Annotated in this window: 19 protein-coding genes and 1 riboswitch; of the genes, 6 read left to right on the top strand and 13 right to left on the bottom strand. The window is 50.8% G+C overall.

The window, feature by feature from the left end; translation table 11 throughout:
• Nucleotides 1–341: 341 nt before the first annotated feature.
• Nucleotides 342–701 carry a helix-turn-helix domain-containing protein gene (locus tag AN477_RS23015; RefSeq protein WP_054971516.1) on the top strand — a complete coding sequence of 120 codons (360 nt, stop codon included), beginning with the start codon at nucleotides 342–344 and terminating at the stop codon, nucleotides 699–701.
• 127 nt (nucleotides 702–828) lie between these two features.
• Here the strand turns inward: AN477_RS23015 and AN477_RS23010 are convergent, their stop codons facing one another.
• The 5 genes from AN477_RS23010 to AN477_RS22990 form a co-directional block, all read right to left on the bottom strand.
• Entirely contained in the window at nucleotides 829–2,064 is a 1,236-nt protein-coding gene (locus AN477_RS23010; protein ID WP_054971515.1) for a glycosyltransferase, read from the bottom strand.
• Nucleotides 2,064–3,980: an asparagine synthase (glutamine-hydrolyzing) gene (asnB, locus tag AN477_RS23005; protein WP_083486601.1), complete on the bottom strand. Its 1,917-nt coding sequence runs from the start codon at nucleotides 3,978–3,980 to the stop codon at nucleotides 2,064–2,066. The genes AN477_RS23010 and asnB overlap by 1 nt, the downstream gene beginning before the upstream one ends.
• A 92-nt stretch (nucleotides 3,981–4,072) precedes the next feature.
• The gene (locus AN477_RS23000) at nucleotides 4,073–5,389 is read right to left on the bottom strand and encodes a UDP-glucose dehydrogenase family protein (RefSeq protein WP_054971513.1); all 1,317 of its coding nucleotides are present in this window, start codon (nucleotides 5,387–5,389) and stop codon (nucleotides 4,073–4,075) included.
• Nucleotides 5,386–6,534 (bottom strand): glycosyltransferase, encoded by a 1,149-nt coding sequence (locus tag AN477_RS22995; protein ID WP_054971512.1) that lies wholly within the window; start codon nucleotides 6,532–6,534, stop codon nucleotides 5,386–5,388. The genes AN477_RS23000 and AN477_RS22995 overlap by 4 nt, the downstream gene beginning before the upstream one ends.
• Nucleotides 6,535–6,554: 20 nt before the next feature.
• Entirely contained in the window at nucleotides 6,555–7,949 is a 1,395-nt protein-coding gene (locus tag AN477_RS22990; protein ID WP_169787949.1) for a sugar transferase, read from the bottom strand.
• Between the two features lie 301 nt (nucleotides 7,950–8,250).
• On the opposite strand from AN477_RS22990, the gene AN477_RS22985 reads away from it, so the two are divergent.
• From AN477_RS22985 to AN477_RS22970, 3 genes are all read left to right on the top strand, one after another.
• Nucleotides 8,251–8,478: a helix-turn-helix domain-containing protein gene (locus AN477_RS22985; protein ID WP_054971510.1), complete on the top strand. Its 228-nt coding sequence runs from the start codon at nucleotides 8,251–8,253 to the stop codon at nucleotides 8,476–8,478.
• Nucleotides 8,479–9,060: 582 nt separating this feature from the next.
• A riboswitch (cyclic di-GMP riboswitch) is annotated at nucleotides 9,061–9,146 on the top strand.
• Nucleotides 9,147–9,184: 38 nt separating this feature from the next.
• Nucleotides 9,185–9,382, top strand: coding sequence for a hypothetical protein (locus AN477_RS24895; protein WP_054971508.1), 198 nt, complete (start codon nucleotides 9,185–9,187; stop codon nucleotides 9,380–9,382).
• 197 nt (nucleotides 9,383–9,579) lie between these two features.
• Nucleotides 9,580–9,783 (top strand): hypothetical protein, encoded by a 204-nt coding sequence (locus tag AN477_RS22970; RefSeq protein WP_054971507.1) that lies wholly within the window; start codon nucleotides 9,580–9,582, stop codon nucleotides 9,781–9,783.
• 116 nt (nucleotides 9,784–9,899) lie between these two features.
• On the opposite strand, the gene AN477_RS22965 is transcribed toward AN477_RS22970, so the two are convergent.
• From AN477_RS22965 to AN477_RS22955, 3 genes are all read right to left on the bottom strand, one after another.
• On the bottom strand, nucleotides 9,900–10,691 hold the full coding sequence (locus tag AN477_RS22965; protein ID WP_054971506.1) for an SDR family oxidoreductase: 792 nt from the start codon (nucleotides 10,689–10,691) through the stop codon (nucleotides 9,900–9,902).
• A 137-nt stretch (nucleotides 10,692–10,828) separates the two neighbouring features.
• A complete protein-coding gene (locus AN477_RS22960) occupies nucleotides 10,829–11,017 on the bottom strand; it encodes a hypothetical protein (RefSeq protein ID WP_054971505.1) in 189 nt (62 codons plus the stop codon).
• A gap of 60 nt (nucleotides 11,018–11,077) precedes the next feature.
• The gene (locus AN477_RS22955; RefSeq protein WP_054971504.1) at nucleotides 11,078–12,457 is read right to left on the bottom strand and encodes a glycine--tRNA ligase; all 1,380 of its coding nucleotides are present in this window, start codon (nucleotides 12,455–12,457) and stop codon (nucleotides 11,078–11,080) included.
• 207 nt (nucleotides 12,458–12,664) lie between these two features.
• On the opposite strand from AN477_RS22955, the gene AN477_RS22950 reads away from it, so the two are divergent.
• Nucleotides 12,665–13,447 (top strand): Cof-type HAD-IIB family hydrolase, encoded by a 783-nt coding sequence (locus AN477_RS22950; protein WP_054971503.1) that lies wholly within the window; start codon nucleotides 12,665–12,667, stop codon nucleotides 13,445–13,447.
• Nucleotides 13,448–13,569: 122 nt separating this feature from the next.
• Here AN477_RS22950 and AN477_RS22945 read toward each other — a convergent pair whose 3' ends face one another.
• On the bottom strand, nucleotides 13,570–13,947 hold the full coding sequence (locus tag AN477_RS22945; protein WP_054971502.1) for a LysM peptidoglycan-binding domain-containing protein: 378 nt from the start codon (nucleotides 13,945–13,947) through the stop codon (nucleotides 13,570–13,572).
• Between the two features lie 154 nt (nucleotides 13,948–14,101).
• Between AN477_RS22945 and lexA the strand changes: the two genes are divergently transcribed.
• Complete coding sequence (gene lexA, locus AN477_RS22940; RefSeq protein ID WP_054971501.1) at nucleotides 14,102–14,761, top strand: transcriptional repressor LexA; 660 nt, start codon at nucleotides 14,102–14,104, stop codon at nucleotides 14,759–14,761.
• 120 nt (nucleotides 14,762–14,881) lie between these two features.
• On the opposite strand, the gene glnA is transcribed toward lexA, so the two are convergent.
• The 4 genes from glnA to hflX form a co-directional block, all read right to left on the bottom strand.
• On the bottom strand, nucleotides 14,882–16,219 hold the full coding sequence (gene glnA, locus AN477_RS22935; protein ID WP_054971500.1) for a type I glutamate--ammonia ligase: 1,338 nt from the start codon (nucleotides 16,217–16,219) through the stop codon (nucleotides 14,882–14,884).
• A 51-nt stretch (nucleotides 16,220–16,270) separates the two neighbouring features.
• Complete coding sequence (locus AN477_RS22930; RefSeq protein ID WP_054971499.1) at nucleotides 16,271–16,663, bottom strand: MerR family transcriptional regulator; 393 nt, start codon at nucleotides 16,661–16,663, stop codon at nucleotides 16,271–16,273.
• A 108-nt stretch (nucleotides 16,664–16,771) separates the two neighbouring features.
• Nucleotides 16,772–18,028 carry a methionine gamma-lyase family protein gene (locus AN477_RS22925; protein WP_054971498.1) on the bottom strand — a complete coding sequence of 419 codons (1,257 nt, stop codon included), beginning with the start codon at nucleotides 18,026–18,028 and terminating at the stop codon, nucleotides 16,772–16,774.
• Nucleotides 18,021–19,424, bottom strand: a complete 1,404-nt coding sequence (hflX, locus tag AN477_RS22920; protein ID WP_083486599.1) for a GTPase HflX — start codon at nucleotides 19,422–19,424, stop codon at nucleotides 18,021–18,023. Before hflX ends, AN477_RS22925 begins: the two co-directional genes overlap by 8 nt.
• Nucleotides 19,425–19,496 lie beyond the last annotated feature (72 nt).

Raw genomic sequence — 19,496 nt, 5'->3', positions numbered from 1 at the left:
GTCAGTAGTGCATTGCAACCGCAAAACATGATGTTTAGCAGGCCTGAGACCTCGTTCACAGAATGAGTCTATTGTACGGTTGGCCCCGTCGGAATTCAATTACTTCGTTGCACGAAATTCACGCTCGAATGATGATTTTCCGTGTGAAATATCTGTGTGAAATGCTTGTCACTTTACTTTATTATTTTCAAGATCCGTGGGTAGGACGGACAAAATTTAAAACACCCAGACGAAATCTCTTTTGAAGGCAATAAAATTGGGATATGATAGACACGAGTGTAGTTCGTTATATGGAATGGAAAAGGACGTCATCAAGGTCAAGCGAGGAGTCGTCACAGAAAATGATTGGAAAACGAATTCAACAGTTACGATTACAGAAGAGAATGAGTCTATCCGAGTTGGCTGAGCGGGCAGGCGTGGCAAAGTCATACCTCAGTGCCATTGAACGGGATATTCAAGGAAACCCGTCTATTTCTGTATTAGAAAAGATATGTGGTGTATTAGGGGTATCGATGACCGCACTTATCGAAGGAGACGCCGCGGAGTTACAAAAACAGCTTGAACGGCTCGATCAGGACTGGATTGGCCTGATTCGAGATGCGATGACATCTGGAGTGAGCAAAGATGAATTCCGTGAATTTCTCGAATTCCAGAAGTGGCGGTCCAAGCGTGAAGACGAGGACCCGTCTTCGAATCCATGAGTCGCTTCACAGCCACAGTGTTCCGACAAGACACTAGCAGGATATACCGCACTATTCGTGGTGCAAAACCAGTCTAAACATGACCAGCGGCGATCCTTTCGACTCGCCGCTGTTTTGGGTTTTTCAACTATCGAATGGCGCGATAACGTTCTGCCTCTTCTTGCAACGTTGCTGCTGCATGAGTTATTGCGCGCGACCCTGGATCTTGCAGATCAGCGTATGCCAACTCCAGTTCTGCACACGTTCTCTGAATAGAAAAATGCGATACCACACGCTCATAGCCCGCACGGCCAAGGTTGGTTCGGAGTGATACGTTGCGCTGTAACCAATCCAAAAGATTTGCCATCATTTCCGTATCCCCTGTCTGGACGAGAAATCCAGTTACCCCATCCGCAATGATTTCCGGGATGCCTCCTCCGCGGGTGCCGATGACAGGTTTACTCATCAGCATGGCCTCAATGACCACTCGCCCAAAGGGTTCGTTTTTAGACGTGACCAACAGCACATCCATCTCATCCATGAAGGACAGTACATCCTCCTGAAAACCGAAAAAGCGAACTTCATTTTCTACCCCCAACGAAGCCGCATAGTCAAGTAAATCTGCCTCATAGACCACATTTTCCGGGCGAAATTTCGGACTACCCACAATCCATAACTCACACTTTGGGTGTGACTTTCTCAGTTGTGCAAAAGCGGTGATAGCATCTCTCTGGCGTTTCCAAGGGGCAATTTGTCCAACAACCCCAACCACGAATGTATCACTGGATACGCCCAAATCTCCTCTTATGCTAGGCCTGCGGGGTGCAGCGTCCAGTTCAATCCCATTGTAAACAACCTGACTGCGCACACGTCGGTTCATATCAGACAGGAAGTTCTTTTGGATATCGTTCGAAATAAAGAACAAACAATCAGTAGTGTATGCTGCTACACGGCGTACCCATCGTCCTACAACATTCAGGGGCAACTGGTCACGGACATGCCAAACCAGTTTCGTCTCTCTCCCTATGGTCGCTAGAATTGCAATCAAACCTGCGCGAATGGAGTTCGCATGGACAATCTGAGGATGGAGTTCACCAACCAGTTTACGCAGTCGCAGCCCTGCCGCACACGTACCCAACAGCCCAATGAGAAGCTTGATTGGGTTTCGCGTCATGCGGGCCCGATAGCTGTTCTGTATGATAGTCCTTATGCCCATCTTCTCTGCGCGATCCGTCAGTTCCCCGTTCGGGGCGACAAGTATCGCTCGGGTCCGTGTCAAACCTTGCATCGTCAACAATAAACTGATCTCAGCGCCGCTGATGTCGCCAGAGTGACTGTAGTACATCACATCGACCTGGGCCACAGACATCTTGGTTGTTGCCATTATGCAAACACCACCTCGGCTGGATGAATTGCGGTGGAGATTTCGTCGTTTGGTCCGATATCCCCGTCGACATACATTCGGTACCACATTTCGAGCATCATCAGCGACCACAACTGCTGCCCAAAATCTCCAGCTCCAGTTTGATGTTGATGAAGCATCCTCTTCACCGCTGTTTGGTCAAATATGCCCCGGTTAAAGGCAGGTGAACTGAGAAGTTCGTGTGCCAGAGGTGATAATGTGGAGCGCAGCCACTCAGACAAAGGCATGTTAAAGCCTTTTTTCGGGCGATATAAGACATCATGCGGCACATACTTGCTGGCCAGTTTCTTCAACAATGCCTTTGTTTCAATCCCCTGGACTTTCAGTTGAAAGGGTAACCTTGCCGTGAACTTTGCAAGGTCTACGTCGAGGAGCGGAGAGCGTGCTTCGAGTGAATTTGCCATTGTCATTGCGTCCATCTTTGGGAGTAACTCATCTGGCAGATACGTCATCAGGTCCCCATACAAAGCTTTGTCTACGGGCGACGGGCCATCTGCTTCGTCCCACACCGACTGATACCAATGGTCAGGGTGATGCGTACCCAATAGAAGCTGAAAATCATGACTGTACAATCCACCCCGAAAAGAACGCAAGGCTCTGTCAAACACAAAGGCAGTCCGTGCGTCCGTCATACCAGCCTCCAAAACCTGTTTCACTCCGTTAAGAAATCTCGGACGGAGCTTGGGCCGATGCTTTGCGTAACGACCAATCCCATTTCGAAGAAAATGCGGGACTATCTGTCGATATCTCAAAGCCATCGCTTCAACGAGCGGTCTCGTATACCCAGCAAACAACTCGTCTCCGCCATCCCCGTTTAAGACAACTGTGACATGCTCACGAGCAAACCGCGAAACAGCATAGGTCGGTAGAGCGGAAGAGTCTGCAAAGGGTTCGCCAAGTGCGTAAACCAATCGTGGGAGGTTCGTCCAAAGTTGACTATCGAGGACGCCCTCAACTGCTCTTGTGCCGTACTTCTCGCTTACTCTCCGCGCGTAGGGCCGCTCATCATACATGGCCTCTTCAAAACCCATTGTCAGGGTCGTTATTGGCAGCGCTGACTCTTCGGCCATGATCGCTGTAACCAGGCTGGAGTCAACCCCTCCACTTAAGAACGCACCAATCGGGACATCACTGATCAGCCGCCTGCGAACCGCGATATGGAGAAGGCGGTCCAGTTCCTCTAGTGCCTCGGACTCGCTGATTTTCAGCGGTTCTGCAAAAGATAGATAGTAGTAGCGATACACTCGTGATACCCCGTTACGATACACCATATAATGACCAGGCCGAAGTTTCTGCACGCCCTCGAAGATACAAGACTCACCCGGTACCGCAAGATAAGTGAGGTAATCGTCGAGAGCAGTCGGTGACACCGGGGGTGTCTTAGGAAGCACCTTTAATAAGGCATTCAGAGTGGAAGCAAAGACAAGTTCCCCCGTAAGTAACGTATAGAAGAGGGGCTTCTTTCCAAACGGATCGCGTGCCAATATCATGGTCTGTTCACGCCCATCCCACAGGGCAAATGCATACATACCTCTGATCCGCTGAAGGAGTCGCTCCACGCCCCAGCGCAGATACCCCGCGATGAGAACCTCTGTGTCCGTCTCCGTTCGAAACGGATATCCCGCGGCCAATTCCGTGCGTAACTCCTGATAGTTGTAGATCTCTCCATTGAATGTAATTGCAACTTGACCCGAGGGGTCCGTCATCGGTTGCTGCCCTCGAAAACTGGTGTCAATAATGGCAAGTCTTCGATGACCCAAAATGACTGCCTGATCCCGCCAGACCCCCATGTCATCTGGCCCACGGTCCCTCATCGTATTGAGACCCCTCCGAATTGCAGTCTCAGAACACCCAATTCCCCCGATAATGCCGCACACAACTCATTCCCTCTCTCCATCCAACTATTTCCATTCAACTCTGTCCATCCAGCCGATTCGATAACAGGACAAGCTCTTATCCTGTCCCTGCACTACAGTACTTCGACCAGGCGAAAAGGCTTGACTCCACGGCCAATGTTCGCTAAAACCAAGCCAGCTTCTCGCAACCTGTCCGGGTCAAGAACGTTGCGCCCATCAAACCAGAATGGATGACGCATCAGGTTTTTAACGCGTTGCCAATCCAAGTGAAGAAAGTCATCCCACTCTGTCACCAGAACCGCAGCGTCAGCATCGAGGAGGCCTTCATAGGGATCACAAGTTACAGATAGATCTGTACCGCATCCAGGCACCTTGGCATCCTTCACCACGGGGTCTACCATGCGGACTGTCGCCCCATGCGCCACCAACTGACGAGCCAGATCGAGCGATGGTGATTCTCTCGTATCGTCCGTTCCGGGCTTAAAGGAAACGCCAAGCAGACACACAGTTAACCCAGCCAAATCCTCAAACCAATTGAGGAGCCTGTACAAGGGCGCCATGCGCTGTCGTTGATTGACTTCAACCACGGCACGAAGCAGAGTAAAATCGTAGTTTACTGCACCTGCGATGTTGACGAGTGCCTTCGTGTCTTTCGGAAAACATGACCCTCCATATCCAAGTCCCGCCCGAAGAAAGCTTGGTCCAATACGTGGGTCGAGCCCCATCCCAAGTGCCACTTGACTCACATCTGCTCCGATACGGTCACAGATGTTTGCAATCTCATTGACAAAAGAGATTTTGGTTGCGAGAAATGCATTCGAGGCGTACTTAATCATCTCAGCCGTCGGCGGCTCGCAAACAACAACTGGGCTTGCCAGATTCTTGTGAATGGCTTCCAACACAGTCAGTGCCGTTTTGGAGGTCACACCGTAGATAAGTCGGTGTGGATTCAAGGTGTCTTCAATGGCGTTCCCCTCACGCAGAAATTCAGGGACCGAGGCGACCTCAATATCGGATCGGCCAAGTCTGTCGAAGCGCTCACGAATTTTCGCGGCGGTGCCCACTGGAACGGTGCTTTTCGTGGCGACCAACAGCCCTGGTGTGCCATACTTTGCCAGGTCTTCAACGACGCTGAAGACATACCGAAGGTCGGCTTCGCCTCGTTCGGTGGGAGGTGTCCCGACCGCAATGAACGCCGCGTCTACTGCGTGCAGGTGTGTGTACTCATGCGCAAAGTGAATCCTTCCCAACGCCAGTTGGTCATGAAGAAGTTCCGGAAGCCCGGGTTCGTGCATAGGCACTTTCCCGTCACTCAAGCGTTCAATCTTTGTCTTATCTTGGTCAATGCACCAGACTTGGTGCCCTAACTTCGCAAAGCAAAGACCTGTTACCAATCCGACATATCCCGTCCCCACTATCCAGATATTCATCCGCCAATCCTCCTGACAAATTCTTGTTCCTCTTCTGCTCTAACCTGATTGCCCGGAACAACACGGTGCAGTACAGCTTTCAATTCGCTCTCAAACCGAGACGGTGCAAAACGAAGCGCCAAGTTGCGAATCTCCTGACTATCCCAGTCAAGCCGTTCAAACAAGGTCAACGCTTCTTTCAAAGATTGAACGGTTGCCCGAGGGAAAAACACCCCATTGAGACCCTCAACGAGGGTATCGAGGGCGCCACCGCCTTGGTATGCCACAACGGGACGACCAAGCCCGTTTACCTCGACAGGTGTAATTCCAAAATCTTCTTCACCAGGAAAAATAAGCGCTTTACAGCGCGCCATGTACTCACGTACGACCTCGTCCGGCTGCCACCCTAAAAACTCCACAGTCGGTCCTGCAAGTGACATCAGCCTCTCCTTATCCGGTCCAGTTCCAATCACGATTAAGCGTTTATGCAACCTCGAACAAGCACGAACGGCGAGGTCAATTCTCTTGTAAGACACAAGCCTAGACACAACTAGAAAATAATCCTCGGGTGCGGCCCACCCAACCGTGGGCGCAATATCGACAGGAGGAAACACCACCTCAGAGAATCGTCCATATATCTTCTCGATTCGCTTCTGAACAGTGGTTGAGTTAGCTAAGAAGATGTCAACATCCCTCGAGGTTCTGAGGTCCCACCGGCGTAAGAGAGGGACCAGCAGCTTTGCCGCAAGCGCCAGTGCTCGGTTTTTCGTTTCGTGTTCCATGTAACGATGGAAATCCCAGGCAAACCGCATCGGGTTATGACAATAACAAACGTGCACGGGGCGATGTCCTTGATGCACTTTCAATCGAACACCCTTCGCATATGCACTGCTTGAGGTAAGTACAACGTCACACTCAGGAATCTTCAGATGTCTGATGGCAAACGGGTACAGCCAGAAGAACAGCTTAAAGTGGTTACGTATCAAGGGGATACGTTGCAGGAAACTTGGGACAATCACAGCATCTTGAAGCGGTTCCCACAGCTTCGTCCGGTCAACAAGCAGCGTATGAACTTCCGCTTCAGGGTAGATACGGTGCATCGCCGCTACCACCCGCTCCGCTCCACCCCGTTGATTGAGATAATCGTGAACCAATACAATCCGCATTGTTGTCCTCCTCTGCACTCTTAGCGGGCTCCAGTCCTTCTCAACACGGCGGGAATGGTCTTGGCGATAATTGCCCAATCTCTCAGGTAGGACCAGTTGTCAATGTAGAGCAGATCCAGATCCATCCAACGCTCAAAATCGATATTATTTCTCCCGCTTACTTGCCATAGGCAGGTAAGTCCAGGTTTGACACTAAGTCTTCGACGATGAACAGCTTGGTAGTGAGACACCTCTGTAGGCAGCGGAGGGCGCGGCCCAACCAAGCTCATCTCACCGCGAAGCACATTTAGAAGTTGAGGAAGTTCATCAATGCTGGTTCGCCTGATAAAACGCCCGATACGTGTTACCCTCGGGTCGTCAGTCATTTTGAAGACAGGCCCGGACATCTCATTTCGTTCCATGAGTAAAGCTTGCATAGATTCAGCGTCTTCTCTCATGCTGCGGAACTTCAACATCCAGAATGGTTTGTTGTGTAAACCCACTCGCTGCTGGCGGAAAATTACCGGTCCACCGTCCGCCAGTCGAATTGTTGCTGCAACAATGAGAAAAAGCGGGCTCAACAGCACAAGTGCCAGTGAAGACACAACGATGTCTGTGAGTCGTTTGACAAATGCTGCCGCAGGGGTATGAGGAATAGAAGATAGAACGAGACTGCTCGTGAGAGGACCTTGATGTACGGCACTTTGGGTAATCCGTGACGAGAACGCATCGAGCACAAGTTCAACGCTCTTACCTAGACATTCACACACGTTCAGCACGGGCTGAATATTGGGGTCTGACAACGGGAGTGCAATAACGACACCATCGCAACTCACGTCCGCCAATACTTTTTCAAGCTGGTCAGGTGCACCAAGATAAGGTACGTTCAGGGCACCACGCCGTTCGGATAAATATCCCAAGATGCGAATACCCATTCTTCGGTAGTGATCAATCTGCGCCAAGTACCGATGAGCCGCTTCCGTATCACCGACGACAATGTATGAGCGCATATCCCACTGTGAATAACGAATGGCGTAGAGTCCCAGTCTGGTTATCCAACGGCTCACCAACATCAAAAGGCACATGAGCGCACAATAAAAGACAATAAATAAGCGCGAGATGTCCATCACCTTTAGTGTGTAGGCCATCGCTCCAAACAATAGACACGCGAAGGCATTTGTCCGGATAACGACCCAAAAATCGTCCCAGAACCTAGACCGGCGTTTGCTCTGATATTCGGCCGATACCACGAGCGCACAAAACCAGGCAAACAGGCACAGCAAGTCGACCAGCACGTGAGACGCAGTCCCACGGTCAAGCACACTCTCATGTACCAATGCGAACTGGAGACGGCTGGCCAGTGGCAGGCCAATCACAAGAAAGCTGAGGTCCAAAACGAATTCCATCAGACGTGCATTACGGGATAGCTGCAACACAATATTCGCCTGCCTTTGTCTAGCATCGAGTTCATATGTTAGTCGATAAAGCACACCTTTTGTTCTGAATAACGAACACTTGGGTGTAGTATAGTGTATTGCCGCGAACATGAAAACAAGCCTATAGACTGTTTGTTCGTTATAATGTACTATAATATCATGTTTTCTGGATATTTCAGCTAGTTTCACACTTTCTCGTTATAGAAACCAGCATATTCGTTCATTATAACGCATAACCGCGAGGTGTTTCACGAAACCTAGCCGTGTCTGGTTATATCTCTTAGCAGAGGAGTTGAATGATATGATAGGAGACCAAATTCGACGGCTGCGCCGGACGCATCAATTGTCGTTATCTGAATTGGCAAAGAGGTCTGGGGTTGCAAAATCTTATCTGAGTGCAATTGAAAGACACAAACAAGTAAATCCTTCCGTGCAAATTGTCGAACGCATTGCAACTGTATTAGAGGTACCTATGCATAGTCTATTAGAACCTGATTACAACCCTGCTCCACCCCAGGCGACAAAATGAAATAACAGCCTATCCGCAGCGGAAAACGCGAAGTCAGCAAAAGTGGTCGGCCGTATTGTCGTGAGTTGCGTACATATGCCTGATAGGTTCAGCGCTGTACGATTTTGGACATCACCTGTCTCCCTGGTCCTTAGGAACATCACCTGTCTCCTTGGTCTTCTGACCGTTTTCGGTTTCACATCGGACGCAGACCCCTAATGGAACATCGACACCATTTCTGCGCCCGAAACCGGTCTTGAACACTGAATGCACGTCACTGCGTAGTTGGAACTCGTGACAATATACACATTGGACGATGTCCTCATCGCATATCATCGACAGGACCTCCTCTGCAATACTCTATTTTCGTGTTCTCAGCGTTGTTCTTATTTAAGAACACACGGTAACTATACCATATATTATTCAAAAGGCAATCATTGTATTTAACAATGCAACAATTTATGACAAAAATAACTCCATAACCGCACATCACACCGATAATAATGTCGAATCATCGCTATCGAGCTGGAATAATGTAGAAACATTTTCGTTGAAATGTTGTCAGAAAAGCGCGTAGAATAAGAGCAGAACATAGCGGTTTTTATTGTATAAGGGCAAACCTGACTGAAAAGCAGGGACGCAAAGTCACAGGTCTAAGGTTTCCTTACTATGACAGCTGGACTGCCGACAAAAGCTGTATGAATTTCGGGAGGAGCGTTCATCCGAAATGAACCACAGTTCCGAGTCCAGGGCAGCTGCGTTTCCTGATGTCGATCTAGAATGGGCAGAATTGATTATTCTCGCCAAAGAACTTGGGTTTTCCTACGATGACATCAAGCACTTTTTCAAGAAGAACGCCTCAGAGACACCTGAAAATCTCCCACAAGTAACCGATACAGCCGCAGACACGCATCAAGTTGAATGACTTAATGATGAACTGACTGACGTCTTACATACATATAGTCAGTCTGTTTCATGCATTGAATGCGTAGTCAAAAATTTTCGTCGCACAACAGGAATGTTCATCATGGTCATGCGTACAATCAAGGAGATTTGAAGCCACACCAGCGAGTGAAACCGTTGAGTAGAAATGTGGAAACGCGGAAAGCAGGGGGTTAAAAGGTGATCAACGACTTGGATGCATTATTGGGTGGGTTAGAAGTACCAACTGAGAGAGAGATACACACCTTGGATGTGGAATGGGCAAGGCTTATCATCGCAGCTAAAGAAGCCGGTTTAACCGTCGAGGCCATCCAACAGTTTTTGGCAGAAAGAAGTCCCGCTACGAGAACAGACGACATACTGCTCGCCAGGGCTGCTGATTAACCTTTTGCGCCATGGTCTACGGCAGCATGATGATACATCCTCGAATGATAAAACGGGCGACTCAGCTGTTCAAACTACCAGCTCAGTCGCCCTTTGTTTTCATGGAACAGCGCGGATTAGAGACTCCGAATCATACCGCCATCTACGAGAATAGACTGACCCGTGACATATCCATTCCTCGGAGATGCTAAGAAAGCTGCAATTGATGCAAATTCCTCCGGGTCCCCGTAGCGTCCCAAAGGAATATTCCCCTCTGAACGTCGGATGACTTCAGCAAGGTCCAGACCTTGGCGCTCTGCAGCGGTCCGGTCCAGATATGCAACACGATCTGTCGCGATACGACCAGGGCCAAGTGTGTTAACTAAAATATTAAAAGGCGCTAACTCTATCGCCAAACTCTTCCCCAGCCCTGCGATGGCGGTGCGAAATGTGTTGGAAAGAATCAGATTGTCAATCGGTTGTTTAATAGATGAACTCGTAAAGTGTACAATCCGTCCAAATCGTTGTTGCTTCATGTGCGGCAACGCACCTTGCACCAGCCGCACCACACTCATCAGCGACAGCTGAAACCCCAACTCCCAGTCTTGTTCTTGAACAGATTCGAAGTTCCCCGGAGGCGGGCCACCGGCATTTGTAATGAGGATATCCACCCCGCCGTAGGTCTTCTCCACCGTGTCACACAGCCTGCCAATGTCATCTTTACTGCTCACGTCTGCCACTTGATAAGCAACGTTCGTATTTCCCGATTGGCTGATGATTTTTTCTGCAGCCGAAGCGAGGCGTTCCTCACTGCGGCTGGTCAACATCACCTTCGAACCTTCTGTCGCCAACTGTAGCGCAGTGGCGTACCCTAAACCACCGCTCGAAGCGGCGACCAGCGCAACCTTCCCATTGAAACCGAGATCCATATGTATCCCCCCACAGGTTTGCTGACACTCAATCACACAACATAAGTATACCGCCAATACGCAAAGAAGGCACACAGGACCTCTGTAAGGGGCTCCTGTGTGCCTCGGGGATAAAGAAGTGTCTTGCCTTCCTTGGATTACCGCGAGTGACGGCCTAAGTGGGGCACGTTTGCGCGATGAATCTGTCGCCACGGAATCGGATAACCCTTAGAGTGTTCAAATTCCAAGTTCTTATGATCCACAATCGCCTCGAAGTGATCGTTATTCTTTAAGGCACCGACAAACGTGAAATTGTCATTGTGGTTTTCCGTGTGCTGGTTCGACATGGAACTTCACCCCCATTGCCTAGGTGTTCCCAAGTCCAGCACGAGTCATGCAGTGGTGACTTACGCGTTCACTTTTTGACGCAACCAGTCGTTCAGCTCAGCAATTGGAATGCGAACCTGCTCCATTGAATCGCGGTCACGGACTGTGACAGCACGGTCCTCTTCGGATTGAAAGTCGTATGTGATGCAATACGGTGTGCCAATTTCGTCGTGACGCCGGTATCGTTTACCAATCGATCCCGATTCGTCATAGTCCACACGAAACTCGCTGGCAAGCTGCTGATAAATCGATTCAGCACCCTCACTCAACTTCTTCGACAGCGGAAACACTGCTGCTTTATACGGAGCTAGAGAAGGATGAAAATGAAGGACCGTTCGTACATCCCCGCCCTCTAAGCTCTGCTCCTCATAGGCATCTGCAAAGACAGCCAACAGAAGCCTATCCACGCCAATGGAGGGTTCAATCACATACGGAATAAACGGTTCTTTCCCTTCTTCCTCGACAGTGAAGTCCTGTCGTGCATGCTCCCCGTGCTGTTTCAAATCGTAGTTGGTCCGGTTTGCAACGCCAAGTAACTCTCCCCACCCAAAAGGAAACTGATACTCTACATCGGTTGTGGCTGTACTGTAGTGCGATAACTGCGCCGGCTCGTGATCTCGCAGACGAAGATTTTCCTGCTTTAAGCCAATCGAGAGCACCCACTCATGACAAAAGCTCCGCCAATATTGAAACCATTCCATATCAGTACCTGGCGCGCAAAAGAACTCAAGCTCCATTTGTTCAAATTCACGCGTACGGAAGATAAAGTTGCCTGGTGTAATCTCATTGCGAAAGCTCTTCCCTATCTGTCCGATGCCAAAAGGCAGTTTCTTACGCATGGTGCGCATGACATTCTTGAAGTTGACGAAGATGCCCTGTGCCGTCTCTGGGCGCAGGTAGATTTCATTTGTTGCATCGTCGGTAACCCCTTGGTGAGTCTTGAACATCATGTTAAACTGCCGTACGTGTGTGAAGTCCTTGCTGCCGCAATCCGGGCACGCTACATCATACTCTTGAATTAATTCTTCCATCCGTTCAAATGGCAGTCCGTCAACAATCATATCTACGCCCTTCGCTTCAAGCGCAGCTTCAATCAATTTGTCCGCCCGATGGCGCGCCTTGCACTGCCTGCAATCCACCATCGGATCGTTAAAGTTACCCACGTGTCCGGAAGCTACCCAGACTTCACGGTTCATCAAGATAGCGGTGTCGAGTCCGACGTTCAGCGGAGACTGTTGAATAAATTGCCTCCACCAGGCACGCTTAATGTTGTTTTTCAGTTCTGATCCTAAAGGACCGTAGTCCCACGTGTTGGCCAGTCCTCCGTAAATATCTGAACCAGGGAAAATAAATCCCCTGTGCTTTGCTAAGGCAACCAACTGCTCCATTGATACAGCCATATCTTGTCTCCTCCGTTTGCGAAAGGCTCGCCCGTGAACGCAACCGACGTCCCCGGTCATATTGCACTATGTTATCACATCTCAGAGGAGAATTTGATGTCTACGTTGCCAAAGCAGCCCATTTGGGAGGAAAGTTGAGTTGGGAAAGTGCATGCGCGCACCTTATAATGGAACAATGAATGTGCAGCGCACTTAGGAGGAGACCGGATGGATTTTCGAGCAGTCTTTCTGGATATCGACGGCACGTTGGTGAGCGACCAACAGCTGGTGTCGAGTGCATCAGAAGTAGTCCAACGTTTAGATGCAAAAGGATATAAAGTAGCCTTATGTACAGGAAGATCAACCGTGCATACGACGTCTGTGCAGGAACGACTGGGGATTGGACATGCTGTTTATTTTAATGGCGGTCTTGCAGTGACCCAAAACGACGTAACGCTTTCCATGCCGCTCTCCATAGATACCGTGAGCAAGATTCTCAGCGTTGCAAATAAATACGCCCTAACGATTATCCTGCACACTCACCATCAAACGATGGCACTCGCAGACATTCCCGCCCAATACCAGCCGATACTTGACTCGTACAGCTTTCCTCCGATTGAGCGCACATCAGCCGCAGACGTACTGTCAGGCGCCGCAGGACCTATATATCAGGCGAACGTCTTTGTGCCTGAGGAGTTTGACGATGTTTTTCATCGAGAAGTTCCGGAATGTCTTGTGTACCGATGGAATCCGTATGCCATCGACCTCCAACGACTTGGCTGTGACAAGTCCATTGGGGCTAGTTCCCTGCTTAAGACTTGGAATATCTCCCCTAGAGAGGCCATCCACGTCGGAGATGGAGGAAACGACATCGGTATGTTTCAGTCCGTCGGGCTATCCATCGCCATGGGAAACGCTGCCGATGAAGTCAAAAAGCACGCCAGTCTGGTCACTGATACCGTTCAAAATCACGGCGTCTTAAAAGCACTGGAAAGCCTTCATTTAATCTAGTCATGTGTTTTCTTGTCGTCTAATCGAATCATCTGGTATTTCTCGTCAATGATTCGACACAACGGTGCCAACGAAACTACACCGTTAATTCTCAAACAATCACATTGACTCAGAAATCGTTGTTACTTTGCGTTATTCGGCAGGACCAAATGCTCACCCGCATAGATTTGAGCATTTTTCATGTGATTCATCTGCATAATTTGGAGTACCACTGTCCGCGTGTCTACTCCTGCACCGCTTGTCTTCAGGGCTATATTCCATAGTGTGTCCCCTCGGTGAACCACATATGGCACACCCGTTGTTTCCGCGCTGGCAACGCCGCCATTGTGATGAATCACTGAAAAAGAAGTGATTCCCCACATCAACGCTACCGCAATTACTGCAAGGCTGCGCTTCCATCGCCGGACTGAACCCATGTTGTGACTGCTCCTGTGTTCAGTCACGTTCAACTCTCTCCTCCAGGAACTATTGCCCTGTACAGCCATTGCTTCTTGTCTCATTCTAACCCCTCCAACCGAACGTATGTTCTATATATAATAATCTACTATGCGAACACATGTTCCGTCAAGTGAAAAGCGAACACACGTTTGCGTTATTGAAACAACCATGTTATGGTAGAACTACGAGAAGCTTGATTGAAACGGAGGAGCTCATGTGACCGGTCTTTCTCACAGGCAAGAACAGATACTTCACTACATAAGACAAAGCGTCCGAGAGCGCGGGTATCCGCCTTCCGTTCGGGAGATTGGCGAAGCTGTTGGGCTCGCATCCAGTTCTACGGTTCATGGCCATCTGGCTCGGTTGCAAGCCAAAGGTTATCTGCGACGAGACCCGACAAAGCCAAGGGCGATTGAACTTTTGGAAGACGATGGATTGCATACTCCTCCTACCCGTCCAATGCCGCCCTCATGGGAGGGTTATGAGAACCCGTCTTATGCCTTGGCGCCAATCGTGGGGCGGGTAACGGCTGGTCAGCCCATTACTGCGATTGAGGATGTGGAGGACTATTTCCCGTTGCCGAAGTCAATGGTTTCGGAAGACAGGAATGTGTTTCTCTTGAAGGTACAGGGAGAAAGTATGATTGAGGCGGGGATCCTTGACGGAGACTACGTGATTGTCCGAAAGCAGCAAGATGCCCGAAACGGAGAAATTGTTGTTGCGATGACAGAGGAAGACGAGGCGACGGTCAAACGGTTCTTCAAGGAAAAAGATCACATTCGGCTTCAACCTGAAAATCAAACAATGCAGCCGATACGTGTGAAAACCGTTCAAATCCTTGGCAAAGTCATCGGTGTTTTCCGAACGCTGTCCTGATGTCATTGAAATACCGAACCATGTTCAATGAGTCATGCCCCAAATCAAACGAACACCTGAATAAATCGCAAACAGCCGCTCGGATGGAACTCCCCGGGCGGCTGTTTGCAATATGTGGCTCTAGTACAGACTGAGGTATTGGTCGCTCTCCCACTTGGAGATCTGTGTCCTGTAGATATCCCATTCCAGACGCTTTGCCTCGACAAAGTGGTGGAACACATGATCGCCAAGTGCTGTCCTCACGACTTCATCACGACTGAGCTCATTGATCGCATCGCCGAGGTTTTCCGGCAAACTGTGGATTCCAGCCTCGGCTTTCTCCTCAGCGGTCATGATGTAGATGTTCCGATTCGTAGGATCAGCCAGCGGCGTCCCGTTCTGGATGCCATCGAGTCCGCTCGCCAGCATCGCTGCAATCGCTAAGTATGGGTTTGCGGACGGGTCTGGGCTCCGAACTTCAATCCGGGTACTGAGACCGCGCGCTGCAGGAATTCGTACCAATGGTGACCGGTTTTTCAGGGACCAAGCCACATAGCAAGGTGCCTCAAACCCCGGAACCAGACGCTTGTAGGAATTCACCAGCGGGTTCGTCACAGCCGTAAATCCCTTTGCATGCTGCAGAATGCCAGCCAAGAAATGGCGTGCAGTTTCGCTCAGGCCCATCTCGTCTTCCGCTGCGTAGAATGCATTGCCGCCATTTCGGAACAAAGACATGTGACAATGCATGCCAGAACCATTGATGCCATAGACCGGCTTTGGCATGAAGGTTGCATGCAATCCATACTGACGCGCAATCGTCTTGACGACCAGACGGAATGTCGCGATGTTGTCTGCCGTCTCCAGTGCATCCGCATACTGAAAGTCAATTTCATGCTGACCTGGTGCGACTTCATGATGAGAGGCCTCGATTTCAAAGCCCATCGATTCAAGCGTCAGGGTGATATCGCGTCGGCAGTTCTCACCAAGATCGAGCGGCGCCCAGTCGAAATAACCGCCCTCATCATTGACTTCAGTGGTTGGCTTGCCCTCGGAATCGAGCTTAAAGAGGAAGAACTCAGGCTCCGGTCCAACATTGAAGGCGTCAAATCCAAGGTCCTTAGACTGTTGCAAAACCCGTTTCAGCACACCGCGCGGGTCTCCAGGGAACGGCGATCCGTCAGGAAGATGAATGTCGCAAATGAGTCTTGCCACTTTGCCAAGTTCATGGCCCCACGGGAACACGAGCCAAGTTGCGAGGTCTGGAACCAGATACATGTCAGACTCCTCAATGCGGACAAAACCCTCGATAGATGAGCCATCAAACATGATTTTGTTATCAAGTGCTTTGCCCAACTGATCAACCGGGATCTCGACATTCTTGATAACACCGAGCAAATCCGTAAACTGCAAGCGGACGTACCTGACATTAGCCTCTTCTGCAAACCTTAGGATCTCGTCCTTGGTGTAGTTTCTTCTCATGAATATTCCTCCCATCTTGGTTGACCAATGCGACAAACAAGCACAAAGAACCTAGCGCTTTCGATAAAAGCGGAACAGGTCCCCCTGGAACTCCGATGCCCCGCCAAGCCCAGGGCGTTCAAGCATCTCTTGACGCATCCGTTCGTAAACCTGGTGGTCGCTTGGTTCCACCGACTTCTTCTCCTTGGTGGTTTCAGCCTTGGCTAGGCGCGTAATCCGTTCCTTCACGCCTTCCATGTTGAGACCCTCATCGAGCAGCGCACTGACCTGAATCAACCGTTCAACATCCACAAAAGAAAACAGTCTCTGATTGCCTTGTGACCTGGCGGGTTGAACCAATCCGTGTTGCTCATAATAACGGATCTGCCGGGCAGACAATCCGGTCAGCTTTTCCACAATTCCGATGGAGAATAAGGGTAGTTGCTTACGGGATTCGAGGTCCATCCGCGCACCCCCACGGAGCATTTATATGGAGGGTACCATGTAAGCATTCTTCTCTCAACACAGTATGTAAGGTTTCCTTACACAACATAGAAACTTTTGCAATATAGCTTACATCAGACTCATAATATCTGACGCTATGCGCTCCACAGCAATGTAAACATGCTCATAGGTCAGCCCACCTTGCAAGTACCCGATGAACGGTGCACGCATCGGAGCATCCGCGGACATTTCAAGCGACCCGCCTTGAACAAAAGTGCCTGCCGCCATCACAACTTCATCGTCATACCCTGCCATCGCGTCTGCTTCGGGCCGGACAAAGGAGTCAATCGGTGCGGTGGACTGTACCGCCCGGCAGAAGGCCAACAACCGTTCCGGGTCGCCAAAGGTGATGGCCAGAATCAGATCACTCCTCCCCTCTTCCCAGCGTGGTGACACGTTCAGTCCCAGGGCCTCAAACACATAGGCTGCAAGCAATGAGCCTTTCACCGCTTGTGCAACAACATGCGGAGCTAAGAACAGCGACTGAAAAAGGGGACGCAAAAAGTCATGCGTGGGTCCGTACTCTCCCCCGACTCCGGGTGCCGTCAACTGTTCAGCCGCGTGCTCTACCGCTGTCTTTGTTCCCGCGATATAGCCGCCTGTTGTCATAATGCCGGCTCCGGGGTTTTTAATCAGCGAACCCATCACAAGGTCAGCACCGACCGCACTCGGCTCCAGGTCTTCCACGAATTCGCCGTAACAGTTGTCGACGAGGATAAAGACATCCTTGGCCGCCTCTCTCACCGCACGAAACGACTGATGGAGCGAAGAAATGGACAGCGCCGGCCGATCTGCATAGCCTCGTGAGCGCTGGAAAAAGACCACCTTTGTCCGAGGCCCGATGGCTTCGAGCACGGCAGGCATGTCAATTGTCCCGTCCCCGAGCAAAGGGATAAGTTTGTGGGAAATCCCCCACTCGGCCAAGCTCCCCGACATCGGACGAATCCCGACGACGCCTTCCAGGGTGTCATACGGTTTTCCCGTCGCAAAAACAATCTCATCTAAAGGACGAAGGACACCGAACAAACCGAGCCGCAGGGCATGGGTTCCGGACACAATCTGCGGTCGGACGAGCGCTGCTTCAGCGCCAAAGGCGTTCGCGTATACACGTTCCAACTTGTCTCTTCCAGCATCGTCGAGTCCATATCCAGTCGATCCTGATAAGTCCGGCGCACTCACCCGTTCTGCCCAGAACGCCTCGAGCACCTTCTTTTGATTGCGCAATGCGATGGCATCGATCTGACGAAACCGCGTCCGCAGTCTCTCCTCTGCCTCTCGCATCAAATCCTGTACATTCACCTGTCTCGTTTGACGCTCCTCAGTCATGATGCGCTCCTTCTTGGTGACTCTCCCCATCGGGGTCGAGCATAAACTGGCTCCCTTGCCCCGCCCCAGGAGTGAGAGTGCTTTCGCCCTCTCGTTGCTCAATCTGAACGAACAGGTCCGGATAGCGAGCAAGCAGTTGGTTTCTGGTTCTGTCCGCGATACGGCGCTCTACATCCAGGTGAACCGCCATCGGATCGTGATCGACATCCACAATCCGTCCCATGCGCGCCAATTGACTCCACAGTCCGTCCATTTCCCCGTTGTTGGCCACAACCGATAGACGGACCGTGTCCATGCCCAGGTATTCATCGATCAACTGATAAAAGGCTTCCATGTTCATCCCAGTCTCGGCAGAAGCATAAATCGAGGCCGACGCACGAACATCAGGCGGCGGGTTTGTCCCGGCTGGCAGCAGATCGGCCTTGTTAAACAAAGTAATGACAGGTCGGTTCAGCGCGTCAAGTTGCTCGAGCACTTTGTACGTGGTCTCCATGCGTTCGTGCGTTACGTTGACGGCATCCACCACGTGGATAACCAGATCGACCGCCGTCGCTTCTTCCAACGTTGCCCGAAACGCGTCTACCAACAGATGCGGCAGGTTTTGCACGAAGCCAACCGTATCGAGGACGACAATCTCACCCGTTGCACCAGATTTGACTCGTCGTGCTAACGGATCGAGCGTATCAAACAGTCGGTTTTGGCCAGATGTGACAGGTATCGAACCGCGGTCCTCGGTCCAACGCTTCAAAAGCGTCGTCTTCCCCGCATTCGTGTATCCGACTAGGGCCACTGCCGGAGTAGACCTTGCCCGTCGGTTTCGTTGTACATCACGCCGGCTTTCAAGTCCTTTCAGGCGCTCGCGCAAGTGGCTGATGCGCTCACGGATGCGCCGCCGGTCCATCTCCAGTTTTGATTCACCAGGGCCCCTCGTGCCAATGCCGCCACCGAGGCGGGACAGCTCTACCCCACGGCCTGTGAGCCTTGGCAATAGGTACTGCAACTGTGCAATCTCCACCTGAAGCATGCCTTCCCGTGACCGGGCTCGCTGAGCAAAGATATCGAGGATAAGCTGCGTCCGGTCGATCACGCGGCACGGCAGCCGCCCCTCGAGGTTGCGCACCTGTCCAGGACTCAGCTCAGCATCAAACACCACGACATCAGCGTCATGGGCTTCCACGGCCAGCCGTACTTCCTCAATCTTGCCGCTGCCCAAGTAGAGAGCCCCGTCAACGCGGGCACGCGTTTGAACGATGCGCACCTTAACCTCTCCACCTGCAGCTTCGCAAAGTCCAACAAGCTCCTCGACCCGGTCCGTAAAGTGCTCGTCACCTTCAGAAGGATCTCTCCGCAAGACAGCAATAACCTGTTGAATCTGTGTCTGCTGTTCCGAAACCATCACCCGCTTCTTCCTTTAATTAGCCACCATTTATTTAGCCACCATTGTACCACTTGATAGTCGCAAACGCCT

It is taken from the genome of Paenalicyclobacillus ferrooxydans, from assembly GCF_001399675.1.
GTDB classification, from domain to species: Bacteria; Bacillota; Bacilli; order Alicyclobacillales; family Alicyclobacillaceae; genus Alicyclobacillus_B; species Alicyclobacillus_B ferrooxydans.
The sequence above is the reverse complement of the archived record's forward strand: the minus strand, read 5'-3'. Positions and strand labels throughout refer to the sequence as shown.

Bases quoted from the DNA above. Each gene is read 5' to 3' on its own strand.
- AN477_RS23015 (WP_054971516.1), top strand. From the start codon at position 342: ATGATTGGAAAACGAATTCAACAGTTACGATTACAGAAGAGAATGAGT.
- AN477_RS23010 (WP_054971515.1), bottom strand. From the start codon at position 2,064: ATGGCAACAACCAAGATGTCTGTGGCCCAGGTCGATGTGATGTACTAC.
- AN477_RS23000 (WP_054971513.1), bottom strand. From the start codon at position 5,389: ATGAATATCTGGATAGTGGGGACGGGATATGTCGGATTGGTAACAGGT.
- AN477_RS22995 (WP_054971512.1), bottom strand. From the start codon at position 6,534: ATGCGGATTGTATTGGTTCACGATTATCTCAATCAACGGGGTGGAGCG.
- AN477_RS22985 (WP_054971510.1), top strand. From the start codon at position 8,251: ATGATAGGAGACCAAATTCGACGGCTGCGCCGGACGCATCAATTGTCG.
- AN477_RS24895 (WP_054971508.1), top strand. From the start codon at position 9,185: ATGAACCACAGTTCCGAGTCCAGGGCAGCTGCGTTTCCTGATGTCGAT.
- AN477_RS22965 (WP_054971506.1), bottom strand. From the start codon at position 10,691: ATGGATCTCGGTTTCAATGGGAAGGTTGCGCTGGTCGCCGCTTCGAGC.
- AN477_RS22960 (WP_054971505.1), bottom strand. From the start codon at position 11,017: ATGTCGAACCAGCACACGGAAAACCACAATGACAATTTCACGTTTGTC.
- AN477_RS22955 (WP_054971504.1), bottom strand. From the start codon at position 12,457: ATGGCTGTATCAATGGAGCAGTTGGTTGCCTTAGCAAAGCACAGGGGA.
- AN477_RS22950 (WP_054971503.1), top strand. From the start codon at position 12,665: ATGGATTTTCGAGCAGTCTTTCTGGATATCGACGGCACGTTGGTGAGC.
- AN477_RS22945 (WP_054971502.1), bottom strand. From the start codon at position 13,947: ATGAGACAAGAAGCAATGGCTGTACAGGGCAATAGTTCCTGGAGGAGA.
- glnA (WP_054971500.1), bottom strand. From the start codon at position 16,219: ATGAGAAGAAACTACACCAAGGACGAGATCCTAAGGTTTGCAGAAGAG.
- AN477_RS22930 (WP_054971499.1), bottom strand. From the start codon at position 16,663: ATGGACCTCGAATCCCGTAAGCAACTACCCTTATTCTCCATCGGAATT.
- AN477_RS22925 (WP_054971498.1), bottom strand. From the start codon at position 18,028: ATGACTGAGGAGCGTCAAACGAGACAGGTGAATGTACAGGATTTGATG.
- hflX (WP_083486599.1), bottom strand. From the start codon at position 19,424: ATGGTTTCGGAACAGCAGACACAGATTCAACAGGTTATTGCTGTCTTG.